Here is a 16,943-nt window from a genome sequence, read left to right on the forward strand (position 1 = left end):
TTTCCAATTGCCTTGCGCAATACGCGCGGGCTCACGCGACGCTGCTTTGCCACTGCCAGGTACGCTCTGCGCGCCTTCTCCCGATAGGTGCGCGGTTTGCGCTTACCACGCTCACGCACCGCATGCAGAACGTCAATCATCTTCTCCAATTTCTCACGAGCCTCGTTCAGAAAGGACAGGTCGGTCGGGTAGGAGATGTCCGCCGGCGCGCATGTGACATCCAGCAGGAGCTTACCTTGGTTCGCGGTTGTCTGCGCCTTTGTCCTGGGCTTGGAAGTGGCATTCACACCCGGATGCCCAGGACCTTCATCATCGTGGTCATCCGCATCATCATCGCGTTCGGCCTGCTCCATCACGATCCATTCATTGACCTGACTCAACACGTCTGGACCCAGTCGCTTCCGAAAATGCGTCATCAACGACGGATGAAACGGTGGTTCTTCCTGGAAACGCGGCAGCCCGATGAAGTATTGCAGATACGGGTTCTCCGTGATCTGGCGGACCGTTTCGCGGTCGCTCAGACCCAGACGTTCCTGGATGATGAGTGCACCAAGTGCTACACGGACGGAGTACGCTTGTTGTCCCTTCGTCCAGGACTTGAAGCGCTCGCCGTAGTGCTCTTCGACTTTCCACCATGGAATCATCTGAGCGAGTTTTACCCAGCGGTTTTCCTTGTTCAACTTCCAGCCAAACGGTAGGAAGAACTCATCTGGAAGCAGCATCTGTCGTTGGGTCGGTCGACACACTGGCAGTCCCTCAGGTGCAAGGATTTTGACGGATTTCAGCGAAAATCCGTGCATGAGATTTCGTCACGAAAGGCTAATAATCCTTGTTGCTACTGGGCTTTTCAACTGTTCAGCACCTACATGGCCTTTCCGCGAGAGCATTGGCGACAGATCTGTTCGACGAACCCCTTGGAACGGCTCAACCGGGAATTGGGCCGGCGAATGGATGTTGTAGGTTTTTTCCCGAACAGAGACGCCGTGATTCGTTTGGGAGGGGCGATCCTTCAGGAGCGACACGAGGAATGGATCGTAGCACGACGGTTTTTCAGCCTGGAGTCGATGGCCAAGCTCACGGCAACTCGATCTTGTTGTCACCAACGTACGCACTACAGAAATGACTGGTGTCACACACGGTAGAGATACTGGGCAAAATTACACCACTTGACGAGACACTACCCCGGCCGAATTGACCACATCAGAGGGGAAGGCTGAACCTCGATTCGACGCCCTGCAACGTGTCCGAATACACCAAAACGGGATATACGTCCGACCCGTATCCCTCCGTGCATCGCCCTTATCGTAGTCGTGAAGGCGATGTACGGGGACGTCGTGACGTATACCCCTTCATTCTGGAGCGGATGACGGGACTCGAACCCGCAACATTCAGCTTGGGAAGCTGACGCTCTGCCAATTGAACTACATCCGCACGTTCAGTGGACCGTCTTTCTGTAGTAGTATTATACGCAGGCTGGCCGGGTCGCGCAAGTCCCTGCGAGGGCCCGGCCACATCTCATCGAACGGGGAGTGGTGAGGTGGCGGACAGAGCATCCCAGACGTACGAGCTGGTCGTCGACGAGGCGCACGACGGGCACACCCTGCGCAGCGTGCTGCAGAGCGAGCTGAAATTCTCGCGGCGCCTGGTGCGCAATCTGAAGCTGCGCGACGGCGTGCTCGTGAACGGGCAACCCGCCCGCCTGAAGTCGGTGGTGCACAAAGGCGACCAAATACATATTACGTTACCGGATGAAGAGACGCACATCGACGCCGAGCCGATGGACCTGGACATCCGCTACGAGGACGACGAGGTGGTGGTGGTCAACAAGCCGCCCGGCATGTTGTCGCATCCTTCGTCCAAAGAGCGCACGGGCACGCTGCTCGGCGGGCTGACCGCGTACCTGGCGCCGGCGGGGCAGGTGCCGCACGCCGTGCACCGGCTGGACCGGGACACGTCCGGCGTGATCCTGTACGCGAAGCATTCGCATGCCCATCACCTGTTCGACCGCGCCCTGCGATCCGGTTGGATGCATCGCACCTACTGCGCGGTGGTGTACCATAAAGAGGCGTTTGTCCCGTTGCGGATGGGCGAGTGGCAGACCATCGATCTGCCGATTGCCCCCGACCCGGACACGCCGACGCGGCGGGTGGTGGCGGCTGGGGGCCAGCGCGCGGTCACCCACTACCAGGCTCTGGCGTCCACAGATCAGATCTCTGTGGTGCAGATTGTGCTCGAGACCGGGCGCACGCACCAGATCCGGGTGCACTTCGCGGCCGTAGACATGCCGCTGGTGGGCGACCGGGCGTACGGGGGACCGGTGTGGCGGCGGGCCGAACGCGATCCCGCTGCGGCCCGCTTGCTCGCCTTTCCGCGCCAGGCGCTGCACGCCCTGCAATTGATGTGGAAGCACCCGGTGACGGGCGAGGTGAAGCGCGTGACGGCGCCGCCGCCGGAGGACATGCGAACCTTGTGGCGGGAGGCGGGCGGGGACCCGCGGGTCTGGGACCGGTTGATGGCGGACCCGTCGGCCGTGCCCCCCGGTTGGCGGTTTGACCTGGCGTGACGGAACGGACGGGAGGAAGGAGGCGGAGCAGTGACGCATCGGGAGACCCTTCGCGAGTTGATGGAGCTGCACGGCGGGCCGGGATTTGAGGAGGCGGTAGCGGCCCGCGTCAAGGACGCATTCGCCCGGTACACGGACGACATCCGGACGGATGCGATGGGCAACGTGATTGCACGCGTCCCGGGAGACGGGCCGGCGCCGCGGCCGAGGATTCTGCTCAGCGCCCACATGGACGAGATTGCGCTCGTCGTCACCGAGATTGCGGATGGCGGATTCTTGCGGGTTTGGCAGGCGGGCGGCTTCGATCCGCGCACCCTCGTCGGCCAGGAGGTGGTCGTCCACGGACGGCAGCCGCTGCTCGGCGTCGTGGGATCGAAACCTCCGCACCTGACCACGCCGGAGGAGCGCAAACAGGCTGCGCCGCTGGAAGATCTGTTCATCGACCTGGCGATGCCGGAGGAGCGGGTGCGGGCGCTTGTCACCGTCGGTGACCGGGTGACCCTCCGCCGGGAGGCGATGGACCTGCTGAACGGCCGCATCGCCGGCAAGGCCCTCGATGATCGGGCCAGCATCGCGGTCATCCTGGAGTGCCTGGAGGTCCTGCGGGGGCTCAGGCACACGGCGGACGTTCTGGCGGTGGCCAGTGTGCAGGAGGAGGTCGGCGTGCGCGGGGCGACGACGGCCGGGTACGCGCTCGAGCCGGACATCGCCATCGCCGTCGACGTGACCTTCGCCGACATGCCTGGCCAGGCGCCGGACGAGAGCTTCAAGATGGGCAAGGGGCCGGCCATCGCGTTCGGGCCGAACATCCACCCGAAGGTGTTCCGGGGCCTGCGCGACGCGGCGGAGCGCCACCGGGTGCCGTACCAACTGGAGCTGACGCAGGGGCCCACCGGCACCGACGCGCGCGCCTTCCAGATTGCCCGGGCGGGCATTGCCAGCGGCCTCGTCGGGGTGGCCATCCGCTACATGCACTGCTCCGTGGAGACAGCCGCCTACGACGACATCGCCGAGTGCGGGCGGCTGCTCGCCCACTACATCGCCGGTGTGACGGCGGAGGAGGTGGCGCGACTGACATGCTATTAAAACGGCTTACGGAAGCGATGGGGCCCTCCGGCTTCGAGGACGAGATCCGCGGCGTGCTGCGTGCCGAGGTGGAAGGGCACGTCGACCGGGTGTACACGGACGTGCTGGGGACGCTCATCTGTGAGAAAGGCATAGACCGGCCGGGTCCGCGGGTGATGCTGGACGCGCACATGGACGAGGTCGGGCTGATGATTGTGCACGCGGAGGACAATGGCCTGCTGCGGTTCCGGCCCCTGGGCGGCGTCGATCCGCGCGTGCTCGTCTCCAAACCGGTGCGCATCGGGCCGGAGAAGCGATTCGGCGTCATCGGCGCCAAGCCGATTCACCTGCAGAAGCCAGAGGAGCGGCGGAAACCGCTGCCGTTGGAGAGCCTGTACATCGACATCGGGGCGCGCGACAAGGACGACGCCCTGGCGGCGGTCAGGCTGGGCGATGTGGCCGTATTCGCGACGCGCTACGAGGAGATCGGCGAAGGCTGCGCGAAGGCCAAGTCGTTTGACGATCGCGCCGGATGCGCGGTGCTGACCGAGGTCTTGCGGAGGGACTACGAGCTGCCGCTGTACGGGGTGTTCACGGTGCAGGAGGAGATCGGCCTGCGCGGGGCGATTGCGGCAGCGTACCGGCTCCAGCCGGACATCGCAATTGCCATCGAGGGCACGGTCTGCTTCGACGTGGTGGACGCGCCGGGGCACGGGCAAGGGACGGTGCTCGGGCGGGGGCCGGCGTTCACCCTGCAGGACGGGCGGACGCTCGCCGACCGGCGGTTTTTGGAATTCATGATCCACGTCGCCGAGAAACACGGTATCCCGTACCAGTTCCGGCGGGTCAAGGGCGGATCGAACGACTTTGGCGCCATTCACCGCTCGCGCGCCGGTGTCACCGGCGGGTCCATCTCTATCCCGGTGCGCTACATCCACGCCCCGGCGCAGGTGATGTCGCTGGAGGACTATCGCAACACCGTCCGCCTGGTGCAGGCGGTGCTGACCGAGCTGCAGGAAGGAGGCTTCCGCGGATGAAGGAACGGATTCTCGAGTGGGCGGGGTATGTGGCGCCCTCGGGCAGCGAGGGCGGTTTGCAGGAGGCGCTGCTCGGCGCGGTGCGCGAGGCGGCGGACGAAGTGCGCGTGGATGTGCTCGGCAACGGGATCGCCACCAAACGGGGCGAGGGGCCGCACGTGGTGCTCGTCGCGCACGCGGACGAACCGGGCGTGATGGCCATCCACGTGGACGAGCGTGGGTTCCTGCGCCTGATCTCCATCGGCGACGTGCCGGCGCACGAGCTGGTCGGTCGGCAGGTGCGCTTCACCAACGGCGTGACGGGCATCATCGGCGTCGAGGGCAAGGTCAAGCGGGAGGACATCGGCTTCGAGCACCTGTACGCCGACATCGGTGCGGAGTCGGAGGAGGAGGCGCGGTCGCGCGTGCCGTTGGGGACGGCGGGGGTCGTGTGGGAACCGCTGTCGGAGATCGGTACCCACCGGTTGGCCGGGAGAGCCCTCGATAACCGGGCGGGCTGCGCCGTCGCGGCCGAGGCGTTCCTGCAGTTGGCGGCTTTGGGCCGGCGGGTGTCGGTGGTGTTCAGCGCACAGCAAGCGGTGGGTGCGCGCGGGGCGGGAACGGCGGCGTTCCAGCTCAATCCGGATCTGGCCATCGTCATCGACGCGGCGCCTGCGGGGGACATGCCGGAGGCGCCGCGGATGGCGCTCTCGCTCGGGAAGGGGCCCTGCGTCAAGATCATGGACGGGACGGCGGTGGTGCCGCTGGATGTCAAGGACCACCTGGTGGAGAGCGCGCGGCGCCTCGGGCTGGCCATCCAGTACGAGGTGTGGCCGCGCGGTCTGTCGGACGCAGGCGCGGTGCAGCTCTCGCAGGGCGGCGTGAAAGTCGGCGGCGTGTCGTACCCGGCGCGGCGGTTGGGCGGGCTGGCCCAGGTGATTGACCTGCGCGACGTGGCGGGGGCGGTCCGTCTAGTGGTGGAGGCGGCGCGCTCGTGGTGAGCGCTCCGCCTGTCCTCGCCGAACGGGCTTCCGTCCCGCACCACTCGTGCTATAATACTGCCCAATCTGAGACGTGACACACATCCTTCGCAATAAAGTGGAGAGATAAGAGAGGCGGATGGCCATGATACGGTACCTGACCGCCGGGGAGTCCCACGGCCCCGGATTGACGGTGATTGTGGAAGGATTCCCGAGCAATCTGCCGGTGTCGCGCGAGCAGATTGACGAACAGCTTCGCCGGCGCCAGCAGGGGTACGGCCGCGGCCGGCGTCAGCAGATTGAATCGGACCGGGTGGAGGTCACCAGCGGCATCCGCTTCGGCAAGACCCTCGGCACGCCCATCACCATGCACATCACCAACCGTGACTTCACCCACTGGACAGAGAAGATGGCGGTGTGGGACGCACCCCCGGAAAACCTCAAACAGGTCACCCGCCCCCGCCCCGGCCACGCCGATTTGGCCGGTGCCATCAAGTATGATCACGAGGACATCCGCGACGTCCTCGAACGCGCCAGTGCCCGCAACACGGCGACGGTGGTCGCCGCGGGCGCCCTGGCGCGGCAGTTGCTCGCCCGCTTCGGGATTGAGCTGACGGCGCACGTGGTGGAGATCGGCGGCGTGCGGGCAACGTGCATTCCGTCGGAATGGGACGCCCTCATCCAGGCAGCCGACGCGTCCCCGGTGCGCTGCGCGGACGCGGAGGCCAGCGACAGGATGGTAGCGAGGATTGACGAGGCGAAGGCCAAGGGCGACACGGTCGGCGGGGTGTTCGAGATCGTCGTCCGCGGCTGCCCCGTCGGCCTGGGCAGTTACGCCCATCCCGACCGGCGCCTCGATGGGCGGCTGGCCGGGGCGCTGATGAGCATCCAGGCCATCAAGGGCGTCGAGATTGGCCTCGGGTTCGAGGCGGCTCGCCGTTTCGGGTCCCAGGTGCACGACGCCATCGCCCACGACGGGTCCCGCTACCTGCGGCCGACCAACGGCGCGGGCGGCCTGGAGGGCGGCGTGACCAACGGCGAACCGATTGTCGTCCGCGTCGCCATGAAGCCCATCTCCACCCTCTACACGCCCTTGATGAGCGTGGACATGAAGACCAAACAGCCGGAGCCGGCCGCGGTGGAGCGCTCCGACTACTGCGCGGTGCCGGCGGCGTCGGTGGTCGGAGAGAACGTGGCCGCCTGGGTGGTGGCGGAGGCCTTCGTGGAGAAGTTCGGCGGGGATTCCGTCGAACAGATGGAGGATCACGTGCGCGCCTACCAGGCGCGGGTGGCCCGGCGATGACCACGCGCTTGCAGGTGACCACGCCGACTTCGCAATACCCGGTCTACATCGGCGCCGGACTCCTTGCACGCGCAGGGGCGCTGGTGCGCGAGGCGGGAGTGGAGGAGGGCGCGCGCGCGCTGGTGGTGACGGACGACCACATCCGGCCGCTGGGGTACGCGGACGAGGTGGCGCGGCACCTCACGGCGGCGGGGATCCCCGCCGCCGTCACGAGCGTCCCGCCGGGAGACGGGAGCAAATCCCTCGCCATGGCCGAGCGGTTGTACCGTGAGATGCTCTCGGCGGGGGTCCGGCGCAACGGCCTGGTCGTCGCCGTGGGCGGCGGGGTCGTCGGCGATCTCGCGGGCTTCGCGGCGGCCACGTATCAGCGCGGCATCCGCTTCGTCCAGGTGCCGACGACGCTGTTGGCGCACGACAGCAGCATCGGCGGCAAGGTGGGGGTGAACCTGGCCGAGGCGAAGAACCTGGTCGGGGCCTTCCACCACCCGCTGTTGGTGCTCTACGACGTGGAAACGCTCGCGTCCCTTCCGCCGCGGGAGTGGCGAGGGGGGATGGCGGAAGTGATCAAACACGGCATCATCGGGGAGCCGGACCTGTTCGCGGCGCTGGAGGCGTCCCCGTACGCCGAGTACCCGGGACCGGCGGCGGCCGAACGGTTGACCGCATCGGCGTGCCAGGTGAAGATCCACGTCGTCGAACAGGACGAGCGCGAATCGGAACTGCGCATGACGCTCAACCTGGGGCACACCATCGGTCACGCGGTCGAGCACGCCTCGGGATACCGGCTCAATCACGGCGAAGCGGTGGCCATCGGGATGTGCCTCGAGGCGGATCTCGCGGTCAGGCTCGGGTGGTTGGCGGCGGCCGAGCGCGACCGCATCGTCGAGGTCGTACGGCGCCACGGCCTGCCGGTCACACCTCCGCCCGACATGCCGTTTGAACCGGTGTGGGCGGCGCTGCAGCTGGACAAAAAACACACCCAGGGCGGGCTGACGTTCGCGTTGCCGCGGGCGGTCGGCGAAGTGGCCGTCGCGCGCGGCGTCCGCCCCGAAGACGTGACGCGGGTGTGGCGGGAGATGGAGGAGAGACGGAGATGACACGTGTGGTGCGCGGGGTGCGCGGCGCAACGACGGCGGCGGCCAACACGGCGGAGGAGATCTTTCGGGCGACGCGCGAGCTGATGCTCGCGGTCATCGAAGCCAATGACCTGCATCCGGAAGACGTGGCCAGCGTGATGCTAACGATGACCCCGGATTTGAACGCCGACTTTCCGGCCAAGGCGGTGCGCAGCATCGACGGGTGGCAGTGGGTTCCCTTGATGTGCGCCACCGAACTGGCCGTGCCGGGATCCATGCCGCGGTGCATCCGGCTTCTGCTGCACGTCAATACGGACCGCAGCCAGGAGCAGATGGTGCACATGTACCTGGGGGATGCGGTGGCGCTCCGCCCGGACATGGTGGAGCACGCGCAGACGAAAAACGGACGGGGCGGCGGGGCGTGACCCGCCCGCCCGTCTGGGCACCTGCATATTGACGAATGACCGGGCTTCCCGTATGATTCGTCATATATCCCAGTGACAAGCGCAGAGTTTGGTTGAGTTGAGAGCTGAGTCCGGTTGAGCCGAGTTGAGCGGAGCGGAGTGGAGATGAGCGGTGGCCCTGGTTCCCAGGGTCGGTGTATCGTCATCGGCTTTGACCATCCGCAGGATAGGAAGCTCTCCTACCGTGTGGATTTTTTATTACCCAGAAAGGCCGGTACGAAGCATCCGCCGCCACGGCGACGCCCGCGAGTTCAGTGGAGAGGAGCAGAGGCAGATGAGCATGTTCGTGAGAGACGTCCTGCATCAGGTCGCGGAGGGTCGGGTGTTGGACGAGCGTGTCGCGGAGCAATTCATGCACGAGCTGATGGAGGGCAACATCACCCCCGTGCAGACGGCCGGTCTGTTGGCCGCACTGGCGGTGCGCGGGGAAGCGGTCTCCGAGATCGTCGGGTTTGCGCGGGCGATGCGGGCCCACAGCGTGCGCCTGGACACGGCGTTGGACGTGGTCGACACCTGCGGCACAGGCGGCGACGGGGGGCACACGTTCAACATCTCGACCGCTGCGGCGATTGTGGCCGCGGCCTGCGGCGTGCCGGTGGCCAAACACGGCAATCGCGCGGTCTCCAGCCGCAGCGGCAGCGCGGACGTGCTGCAGGAGCTCGGTGTGGCCATCCAACTGTCGGCGGACGAAGCGCTGGCCTGCCTGGAGGAGACTCACCTGTGCTTCCTGTTCGCGCAGTCTTACCACCCGGCCATGAAATACGCCGCCGAGCCTCGCAAGCAGCTCGGTTTCCGCACCATCTTCAACATCCTCGGGCCGTTGACCAACCCGGCCGGCGCCCGTCGCCAGGTGCTCGGGGTGTTCCGGGCGGACCTGGTGGAGAAGGTGGCTCAGGCCCTGGCCCGGTTGGGCACCGTGCACGCGCTGGTGGTGCATGGAGACGGCGGGATCGACGAGATCTCCCTGCAGGGGGAGACGTTGGTGGCCGAGGTGCAGGACGGCCAGGTGCGCACATACACGGTGGTGCCGGAGGAATTCGGTTTGGCCAGGGCGCCGCTGTCGGCGCTCGCGGGCGGAGATGCGGCCCACAACGCGGGCATCATCCGGCGCGTCCTGCAGGGGGTGCCGGGGCCGCAGCGGGACGTGGTCGCCCTCAACGCGGGCGCGGTGCTGTACGTCGCCGGCCGGGCGGAGTCCATTCAGGACGGAGTGCGCCGGGCGCAGGAGGCCATCGACGGAGGGGACGCGGCGGCGGCCCTGGAGCGCTTGGTCCAGGCGTCCCGCCGGTACCACCGCGAGGAGGTGGCCCAGTGAGCGGGTTCTTGCAGCGGATTCTCGAGACCAAGCGGGAGGAGGTCGCACGCCTTCGGCCGAAGGCCGCGGAATTGGCCCGGCAGGCGCGACGGATGCCGCCCTGTCGCGGATTCGCGGCCGCAATCCGGCAGGCCTCCCGACTCGCGGTGATCGCGGAGGTGAAACAGGCCAGCCCGTCCAAGGGCCTGATTGCGGCCCACTTCGATCCGGTGGCGATCGCCACCACCTACGAACGGGCTGGCGCCAGCGCCATCTCGGTGCTGACCGATGAGACATACTTCCGCGGGTCCATCGCACATCTGGAGGCGGTGCGTCAGGCGGTCGCGGTGCCGGTGCTGCGCAAGGATTTCATCATCGACGAGGTGCAGATTGACGAGGCGCGCGCAGCCGGGGCGGACGCGGTGCTGCTCATCTGCGCCGCGCTCCCGCCCGACCGGCTGCAACAACTGGCTGCGTACGCGAAGCGCCTCGGCCTCGACACCCTGGTCGAAGTGCATCATCCGGATGAACTCCCGGCGGCCCTGGCGGCGAATCCGTCCGTCCTCGGCGTGAACAACCGCGACCTGCACACGTTCGAGGTCTCCCTGGAGACGACCCGGCGGGTGTTGGCGGAGGTCCCGAAGGGCGTGCTGGCCATCGGCGAGAGCGGCATCCACTCCGCCGAAGATGCCGCGCTGATGGCGGCGTGCGGGGCGCGCGGAATCCTCGTCGGCGAGTCCCTGATGCGCGCGGGCCAGCCAGAAGCCATCGCGGCCCGGCTCGCGTCCTTCCGGGTCCCGCTGCCGGCCGGGGTGTCCTCGTCGTGACGGTGCGGATCAAGATCTGCGGCCTGCGGCCGGGGGACGACCTGTCGTTCGCCGATTCCCCGTGGGTGAGCCACGTGGGGTTCGTGTTCGTCCCGGCCAGCCGGCGGTACGTGGCGCCGGAGTCGGTGCGGAACATGGTGGCGCAACTGGAGGGGCGCGCCGAGGCGGTCGGGGTGTTCGCCGGTGCCGGCGCCGAAGCGGTTCGGGCGGCGCTGGCGCGCAGCGGCATCCGGGTGGCGCAGTTGCACGGAGATGAAGGACCCGAGGTGTGCGACGCCCTCCGCGAGGCGGGCGTGCAAGTCTGGAAGTCCCTCTCAGTGGCGCCGTCGGGCGAGGATGCACAGGCCCTGGCCGCCCGGATCGAGACGTTCGCCCCTCACGTGGACGCCCTGCTGCTCGACGCGGCGCCGCCGAAGTCCGCCCCGGCGAGCGTATCCGGCGGACACGGAAGGCCGTTTGACTGGCGGGTGCTGCCCACAGCCATCGGGATGGTGCGGACGCGCACCGTGTTGCCTCCGCTGTGGGTGGCTGGCGGCATCCATTCGGGCAATGTCGGAGACCTGCTCTCGGTGTTCGAACCGGATGGCATCGATGTGTCCTCCGGCGTGGAGACCGGAGGCAGGAAGGACCCCCGGCGCATCCAGGCGCTGTGCAATGAGCTGGCGGTACGGGCGTCGTGCGGAGCGGCTCGCTCCGCGCAAGAAGCGGAGCAGTTCGTGCGCCAGCACGAACCCCGTACCGTGACGTCCGAGGAGGCGATACCGTGAGTCACACCCATGTCGATGCCGCTCCCTCTGTGGCGAAAACGCCCGCCGGTGCGCGGTATCCCGACGCCTATGGCCGCTTCGGGCCGTTTGGGGGACGCTATGTCCCGGAGACGTTGATGTCGGCCCTTCACCAATTGGAGGCGGACTATCTGCGCTTGTCGGCCGATCCCGGTTTTCAGGAAGAGCTGCAATACTACCTGACGCATTACTCCGGGCGCCCGACCCCCCTGTACTTCGCGGAACGGCTGACCGAACACCTGGGCGGAGCGCGCATCTACCTCAAGCGGGAGGACCTGAATCACACCGGCGCGCACAAGATCAACAACACCATCGGGCAAGCCCTGCTCGCCCTGAAGACCGGGAAGAGGCGCGTGATCGCCGAGACGGGCGCCGGGCAGCACGGCGTGGCCACCGCGACGGTCGCCGCCCGCTTCGGCCTCGCCTGCACCGTGTTCATGGGCGAAGAGGACATGCGACGGCAGGCCCTCAACGTGTTCCGCATGCGGATGCTCGGCGCCGAGGTGGTGCCGGCGACGACGGGGACGCGCACGCTCAAGGACGCGACGAACGAGGCCATCCGCCATTGGGTGGAGCACGTGGAGGACACGTATTACATCATCGGGTCTGTCGTCGGGCCTCATCCCTACCCTCGGATCGTGCGGGATTTTCAGCGCGTGATTGGGGATGAGACCAAGCGCCAGATGCTGGAACGGGAAGACCGGCTGCCGGACGCGGTGGTGGCATGCGTCGGCGGCGGGAGCAACGCGATGGGGATGTTCTATCCGTTCATCGAGGACGACGGCGTCGAACTGATTGGGGTGGAGGCGGCCGGAGACGGCCTGGAGACCGAGCGGCACGCGGCGAGTATTGCCCGCGGCCGGCCCGGCGTCCTGCACGGGGCACTCACGTACCTGCTGCAGGACGAGTACGGGCAGGTCACACCGGCGCACTCCATCTCGGCCGGGCTGGATTACCCGGGCATCGGGCCGGAACACGCCTGGCTGCATCAGTCCGGCCGCGCCCGCTACGTGCCCGTCACCGACCAGGAGGCGCTCGACGCCTTCTATCTCCTCTCCAAACTGGAGGGCATCATCCCTGCGCTGGAGAGCGCGCACGCCGTCGCGCAGGCCATCAAGGAGGCGCCGCGCATGGGCCGGGACCAGGTCTTGGTCATCTGCCTGTCGGGCCGCGGCGACAAAGACGTGGAGCAGATCGCTCGGCTTACGGGAGGGATGGCGGATGGAACGGCTTGAGCGGGCATTTCGGAAGCGGGTGGACCGAGCGGCGTTCATCCCGTTTCTGAACACCGGAGACCCGTCGTTCGACCGCTCGTTGGCGTTCTTTCGCGCAGTGCTGCGGGCTGGTGCCGACATCCTCGAGATTGGCGCGCCATATTCTGACCCGCTCGCAGATGGCCCGGTGATTCAGGCGTCCGCGCTGCGCAGCCTCCAGGCCGGGTTTCGTTTGCCGCAGGTGTTTGAGGCGGCCTCCGCGCTGCGGCCCGAGACCGACGCCGGTCTGGTGCTGTTCACCTATATCAACCCGGTGTTGCAGTACGGCCTGGAGCGGTTCTTCTCGGACGCCCGGACGGCGGGCGCGGACGGCGTGGTCATCCCGGATCTGCCGTTTGAGGAGAGCGACCCGGTGAGAGCGGTGGCGGATAGCCACGGCATCGCGCTGATTCCCTTAGTCGCACCCACTTCCGGGGAGGACCGGATCGCAGGGATCTGCCGGCAGGCCCGCGGGTTTGTGTACTGCGTGTCCTCCCTCGGCGTGACGGGCGAGCGCGCTCGCATGTCGGCCCGTCTGCAGGAGTTGGTCCAGACGGCCCGCCGGTACACCGAGGTGCCCGTCGCGGTCGGGTTCGGGGTCAGCCGGCCGGATCAAGCCCATGAGATCGCCGGGTTCGCCGACGGGGTTATCGTCGGCAGCGCCATCGTGCGGCGCATTGGTGAAGCCGTGGCTGCGGGCCGCGGTGACGAAGCGTTGTTGGCATCCGTATCCGGCTTCGCCGGTGCGTTGATAGAAGCCCTGCACAGAACCGGTGCGGCGGCGACACCAACCTTGCGTTGAGAGGAGAGGGAGAGCATGATTGTGGTGATGAAAGAAGGGGCGCGCGAAGAAGAGGTCCAGGCCGTCGTCTCGCTGCTGCAGGGCAAAGGGTTGGAGACCCATCTGTCGCAGGGCGCGGAAAAGACCATCATCGGGATCATCGGGCCCAAGGAGCGCGTCTTGGGCATGCCGATTGAGTCGATGGCGGGCGTCGAAAAGGTGGTGCGAGTGAGCAACCCGTTCAAGCTGGCCAGCCGCGCGTTCCACCCGCAGGACACCCTGGTGCAGGTGGGGCCGCACGTGGTCGGCGGGGCCAATCCGGTCATCATCGCGGGTCCGTGTTCGGTGGAATCGCGCGAGCAGATCCTCGAAATCGCGCACGCCGTGAAGCGTTCTGGTGCGCACATGCTGCGCGGCGGCGCGTTCAAGCCGCGTTCGTCCCCGTACTCGTTCCAAGGCCTCGGGGAAGAGGGATTGAAGCTGCTGGCGGAGGCGCGCGAAGTCACGGGCTTGCCGGTGGTCAGCGAGGTCATGGATATCGAGGCGCTCCCGATGATGCTGGAGTACGTCGACGTGCTTCAGATTGGCGCGCGGAACATGCAGAACTTCCCGCTCCTGCGCGCCGTCGGGAAGACCGACAAACCGGTCCTGCTGAAGCGCGGCCTGTCGGCCACCATCGAAGAGTGGTTGATGTCGGCAGAGTACATCCTGTCCGAGGGCAACCGCAATGTCATCCTGTGCGAGCGCGGCATCCGGACGTTTGAGAAGTACACGCGCAACACGCTGGATCTCAACGCCGTCCCGGTGGTGCAGTACTACTCGCATCTTCCCGTGATTGTCGATCCGAGCCACGGGGTGGGCCATTCCCGCTATGTCCTGGCGATGGCGCGAGCCGGCATCGCGGCGGGCGCCCACGGACTGATTGTCGAGGTGCATCCGCGCCCGCAGGAGGCGTTGTCGGACGGAGAGCAGTCGCTGACGCTCGAGGACTTCGACCAGATGATGAGGGAGGTCACGCGCGTCGCGGAGGCGGTGCACGGCGTGGAAGCCCCCGTGTACGTCCCCGGCCGGTGAACGGACGGGACGGGGCGCGCCCGGCCTCCGTGCTGGTGGTCGGCTGCGGCCTGATGGGGACCTCGTTGGCTCTCGCCCTGCACCGCGCCCGCCCCGGCCTGGTGGTGCACGGCGTCGAACGCTCGGAGGTGCACCGGGCGCAGGCGCTGGCCACCGGCGCGTTCGCGGAGGTCTTCCCGGCGCTGCCGGAACCGGATGAAGCCGAACGCGGCGGGCGGTACGAATTGGGGATTCTGGCCGTTCCGGTGGACGCCGCGTGCGCTCTTCTGCCTGCCACGGCGAGGTTGGCCGATGTGGTCATGGACATCTGCAGCGTCAAGCGCCCGGTGGTCGAGGCCGCGGAGGCTGCCGGATTGAAGGCGGTCTTCGCGCCCACCCACCCGATGGCCGGAACGGCCGACTCGGGGCCTGCCCACGCCCGCGCGGACCTGTTCGAAGGACGCACCTGGATTGTGCTGGATGGCTGGCCGGCCTGCGAGGCCGTCGCACCGTGGCTGGAGAGGACCGGGGCGAGAATGGTTCACCTGCCGTCCGCGGACGATCACGATGCCGCCATGGCGTCCGTCAGCCACGGCGTGCACCTGGCGTCCCTCTCGGCCATGCTGGCGTACCGGCGCACGGCCGGTGGACGGGCCGGGGATTGGGCCCTCCTGGCGGGGCCCGGATTTCGCGATGTGACTCGCCTGTCGCGCTCCGCTCCGGACTTCTGGGTGCCCACCCTGACGGCGAACCGGGACCACGTCACGCTCTATCTGCGGGCCCTCGCGGAAGAGTTGAACGCGTTCGCCCGGGCACTGGACGAAGCCGACGGAGACGCGCTGCATCAGCGGTTGACGGAAGCCCGAATGGCCCGTCTCGCATGGGAGGAGAAGGTGAATCATGACGGAGAAACGACCCCTTGAGCAGGGGATGCGCTGTTTCCCGGGATCGCCGCTGCGGGGGACGGTGGCCGTGCCGGGCGACAAGTCCATCACCCACCGCGCCATTCTGTTCGGCCTTTTGGCCGAAGGCCGGACGGAGGTGTCCGGTTGGCTCGACGCCGCCGATTGCCGCTCGTCGCTGCAGATTGCGCGGATGCTCGGGGCTGAAGTGGCCGAGACAGACGACGGCAGGCTCATCATCCACGGAACGGCAGGGAATCTGCGCGAACCCGAGGATGTGCTGGACTGCGGCAATTCGGGCACGACGATGCGGGTGTTCCTCGGCGCCATCGCAGCGCGCGCGCCCTTCGCGGTGCTGACGGGAGACGGTTCGCTGCGCCGGCGGCCGATGCGCCGCGTGATCGATCCGCTCACCGACATGGGGGCGGCCATTTCCGCCCGCTCCGGCCGGTTTGCGCCGTTGGCGGTGCAGGGCCGCGCGTTGCGCGGGATCGACTACACGCTGCCCGTGGCCAGCGCACAGGTCAAATCCGCCATCCTGGTGGCGGGCCTGTTGGCGCACGACGGCGTCACCGCGGTGACAGAACCGGAGGCCACCCGGGATCACACCGAAAACCTTCTCACCGCCTTTGGCGTACACGTCAAACGCGCCTCACTGCCGGCGGGCAACCGCATCGAGGTGGAACCGGGGCAGGTGCTTCGCGGTGCGGCGGTGGCGGTGCCGGGCGATCCTTCGTCGGCCGCCTTCCTCATCGCGGCGGCGGCCCTGGTTCCCGGTTCCGCCGTCACGGTGACGGGCGTCGGCCTCAATGCCACGCGCACCGGGTTTCTCCGGGCCCTCGGCCGCATGGGCGCCCAGGTGGAACTGGGCAATCTGCGGAAGGTGTCCGGAGAAGTGGTCGGCGACATCACGGTGACGCACGGACCGCTCACCGGCATCGAGATCGAGCCGGCGGAGGTGCCTTCGCTCATCGACGAACTTCCGGTCCTAGCCGTGTTGGCGGCGTTCGCCGAAGGTACCACGCGCGTGCGCGGGGCCGCGGAACTGCGAGTCAAGGAGACGGACCGCATCGCCGCGGTGGCCGAAGGGCTGCGGTCCATCGGGGTTCAGGTCGACGAGGCGGAGGATGGATTCACGGTGTATGGACGGGGAACGGTCGACGGCGGTGCGGTGGACAGCCACGGTGACCACCGGATCGCCATGAGCTTCGCCGTCGCCGGCCTGGCGGCTCGCCGCGGAGTCACCGTGCACGGCTGGGATTGCGTGAACATCTCATATCCTTCCTTTGCGGCGACGTTGGAACAGCTCGGCGCGTCTTTACAGGCGTGGTCCGAGTGACAAGCCGTCCGGTACACCGCTCTGCCGACTCGCCCTGCCGGCGGAGCACGGCGGCATGAATCAGAAAATTGCGTCTTGACAGCGCTTCCATACTGCGTTATGCTGTGAATCGAAGGGTGTTGTGTCTGATTTCTCTCCACTCCTAGCAACGCTTGGGGAATCTGTCACAGGCAGATTCCCGCTTTTTTTGTTCCCCAACCGCCTGCGGCAAGGGACGTGGGCTCCCGCAAAACGCAAAACGC

At 67.4% G+C, this 16,943-nt stretch carries 16 protein-coding genes, 1 tRNA gene and 1 pseudogene; 16 read left to right on the forward strand and 2 right to left on the reverse strand.

Annotation, left to right across the window (positions count from 1 at the left end):
- Positions 1-746 (reverse strand): transposase (locus tag BM357_RS14245; protein ID WP_245784019.1); only part of this gene is annotated, 746 nt, incomplete at its 3' end.
- A gap of 117 nt (positions 747-863) precedes the next feature.
- Between BM357_RS14245 and BM357_RS14250 the strand changes: the two are divergent.
- Positions 864-1,142 (forward strand): annotated as a pseudogene (locus BM357_RS14250) (transposase); the annotation flags it as partial.
- Between the two features lie 213 nt (positions 1,143-1,355).
- On the opposite strand, the gene BM357_RS14255 reads toward BM357_RS14250, so the two are convergent.
- Positions 1,356-1,431: transfer RNA gene (locus tag BM357_RS14255), tRNA-Gly, on the reverse strand.
- A gap of 106 nt (positions 1,432-1,537) precedes the next feature.
- On the opposite strand from BM357_RS14255, the gene BM357_RS14260 reads away from it, so the two are divergent.
- The 15 genes from BM357_RS14260 to aroA all read left to right on the forward strand — a co-directional run bounded on the left by BM357_RS14260 (position 1,538) and on the right by aroA (position 16,701).
- Positions 1,538-2,563: an RluA family pseudouridine synthase gene (locus BM357_RS14260; RefSeq protein WP_074954872.1), complete on the forward strand. Its 1,026-nt coding sequence runs from the start codon at positions 1,538-1,540 to the stop codon at positions 2,561-2,563.
- Positions 2,564-2,593: 30 nt separating this feature from the next.
- A complete protein-coding gene (locus tag BM357_RS14265; protein ID WP_245784010.1) occupies positions 2,594-3,649 on the forward strand; it encodes a M42 family metallopeptidase in 1,056 nt (351 codons plus the stop codon).
- Positions 3,640-4,665 (forward strand): M42 family metallopeptidase, encoded by a 1,026-nt coding sequence (locus tag BM357_RS14270; RefSeq protein WP_074954875.1) that lies wholly within the window; start codon positions 3,640-3,642, stop codon positions 4,663-4,665. Before BM357_RS14265 ends, BM357_RS14270 begins: the two co-directional genes overlap by 10 nt.
- Positions 4,662-5,645 (forward strand): zinc-binding metallopeptidase family protein, encoded by a 984-nt coding sequence (locus BM357_RS14275; protein ID WP_074954878.1) that lies wholly within the window; start codon positions 4,662-4,664, stop codon positions 5,643-5,645. The genes BM357_RS14270 and BM357_RS14275 overlap by 4 nt, the downstream gene beginning before the upstream one ends.
- A 124-nt stretch (positions 5,646-5,769) precedes the next feature.
- A complete protein-coding gene (aroC, locus tag BM357_RS14280) occupies positions 5,770-6,927 on the forward strand; it encodes a chorismate synthase (RefSeq protein WP_074955022.1) in 1,158 nt (385 codons plus the stop codon).
- Positions 6,924-8,024: a 3-dehydroquinate synthase gene (aroB, locus tag BM357_RS14285; protein ID WP_074954881.1), complete on the forward strand. Its 1,101-nt coding sequence runs from the start codon at positions 6,924-6,926 to the stop codon at positions 8,022-8,024. The genes aroC and aroB overlap by 4 nt, the downstream gene beginning before the upstream one ends.
- A complete protein-coding gene (aroH, locus tag BM357_RS14290) occupies positions 8,021-8,428 on the forward strand; it encodes a chorismate mutase (protein ID WP_074954884.1) in 408 nt (135 codons plus the stop codon). Before aroB ends, aroH begins: the two co-directional genes overlap by 4 nt.
- Before the next feature lie 313 nt (positions 8,429-8,741).
- Positions 8,742-9,782, forward strand: a complete 1,041-nt coding sequence (gene trpD, locus BM357_RS14295) for an anthranilate phosphoribosyltransferase (RefSeq protein ID WP_074954887.1) — start codon at positions 8,742-8,744, stop codon at positions 9,780-9,782.
- The gene (gene trpC / locus BM357_RS14300) at positions 9,779-10,588 is read left to right on the forward strand and encodes an indole-3-glycerol phosphate synthase TrpC (protein ID WP_074954890.1); all 810 of its coding nucleotides are present in this window, start codon (positions 9,779-9,781) and stop codon (positions 10,586-10,588) included. The genes trpD and trpC overlap by 4 nt, the downstream gene beginning before the upstream one ends.
- Positions 10,585-11,355, forward strand: a complete 771-nt coding sequence (locus BM357_RS14305) for a phosphoribosylanthranilate isomerase (RefSeq protein ID WP_074954893.1) — start codon at positions 10,585-10,587, stop codon at positions 11,353-11,355. Before trpC ends, BM357_RS14305 begins: the two co-directional genes overlap by 4 nt.
- A gap of 29 nt (positions 11,356-11,384) precedes the next feature.
- Positions 11,385-12,608, forward strand: a complete 1,224-nt coding sequence (gene trpB, locus BM357_RS14310; RefSeq protein ID WP_074955025.1) for a tryptophan synthase subunit beta — start codon at positions 11,385-11,387, stop codon at positions 12,606-12,608.
- Entirely contained in the window at positions 12,595-13,428 is an 834-nt protein-coding gene (trpA, locus tag BM357_RS14315) for a tryptophan synthase subunit alpha (protein ID WP_074954896.1), read from the forward strand. Before trpB ends, trpA begins: the two co-directional genes overlap by 14 nt.
- A gap of 15 nt (positions 13,429-13,443) precedes the next feature.
- Positions 13,444-14,481 (forward strand): 3-deoxy-7-phosphoheptulonate synthase, encoded by a 1,038-nt coding sequence (aroF, locus tag BM357_RS14320; RefSeq protein ID WP_074954900.1) that lies wholly within the window; start codon positions 13,444-13,446, stop codon positions 14,479-14,481.
- Complete coding sequence (locus BM357_RS14325) at positions 14,478-15,383, forward strand: prephenate dehydrogenase (protein ID WP_074954903.1); 906 nt, start codon at positions 14,478-14,480, stop codon at positions 15,381-15,383. The genes aroF and BM357_RS14325 overlap by 4 nt, the downstream gene beginning before the upstream one ends.
- Positions 15,361-16,701 (forward strand): 3-phosphoshikimate 1-carboxyvinyltransferase, encoded by a 1,341-nt coding sequence (gene aroA / locus BM357_RS14330; RefSeq protein ID WP_245784011.1) that lies wholly within the window; start codon positions 15,361-15,363, stop codon positions 16,699-16,701. Before BM357_RS14325 ends, aroA begins: the two co-directional genes overlap by 23 nt.
- Positions 16,702-16,943 lie beyond the last annotated feature (242 nt).

The organism is Paenalicyclobacillus macrosporangiidus (genome assembly GCF_900116805.1).
Taxonomy (GTDB): domain Bacteria; phylum Bacillota; class Bacilli; order Alicyclobacillales; family Alicyclobacillaceae; genus Alicyclobacillus_H; species Alicyclobacillus_H macrosporangiidus.

Excerpts from the sequence above, each read along its gene's own strand:
- trpA (WP_074954896.1), top strand. The coding sequence starts at position 12,595 with ATGGAACGGCTTGAGCGGGCATTTCGGAAGCGGGTGGACCGAGCGGCG.
- trpD (WP_074954887.1), top strand. The coding sequence starts at position 8,742 with ATGAGCATGTTCGTGAGAGACGTCCTGCATCAGGTCGCGGAGGGTCGG.
- aroF (WP_074954900.1), top strand. The coding sequence starts at position 13,444 with ATGATTGTGGTGATGAAAGAAGGGGCGCGCGAAGAAGAGGTCCAGGCC.
- aroA (WP_245784011.1), top strand. The coding sequence starts at position 15,361 with ATGACGGAGAAACGACCCCTTGAGCAGGGGATGCGCTGTTTCCCGGGA.
- BM357_RS14275 (WP_074954878.1), top strand. The coding sequence starts at position 4,662 with ATGAAGGAACGGATTCTCGAGTGGGCGGGGTATGTGGCGCCCTCGGGC.
- aroB (WP_074954881.1), top strand. The coding sequence starts at position 6,924 with ATGACCACGCGCTTGCAGGTGACCACGCCGACTTCGCAATACCCGGTC.
- aroC (WP_074955022.1), top strand. The coding sequence starts at position 5,770 with ATGATACGGTACCTGACCGCCGGGGAGTCCCACGGCCCCGGATTGACG.
- aroH (WP_074954884.1), top strand. The coding sequence starts at position 8,021 with ATGACACGTGTGGTGCGCGGGGTGCGCGGCGCAACGACGGCGGCGGCC.
- BM357_RS14270 (WP_074954875.1), top strand. The coding sequence starts at position 3,640 with ATGCTATTAAAACGGCTTACGGAAGCGATGGGGCCCTCCGGCTTCGAG.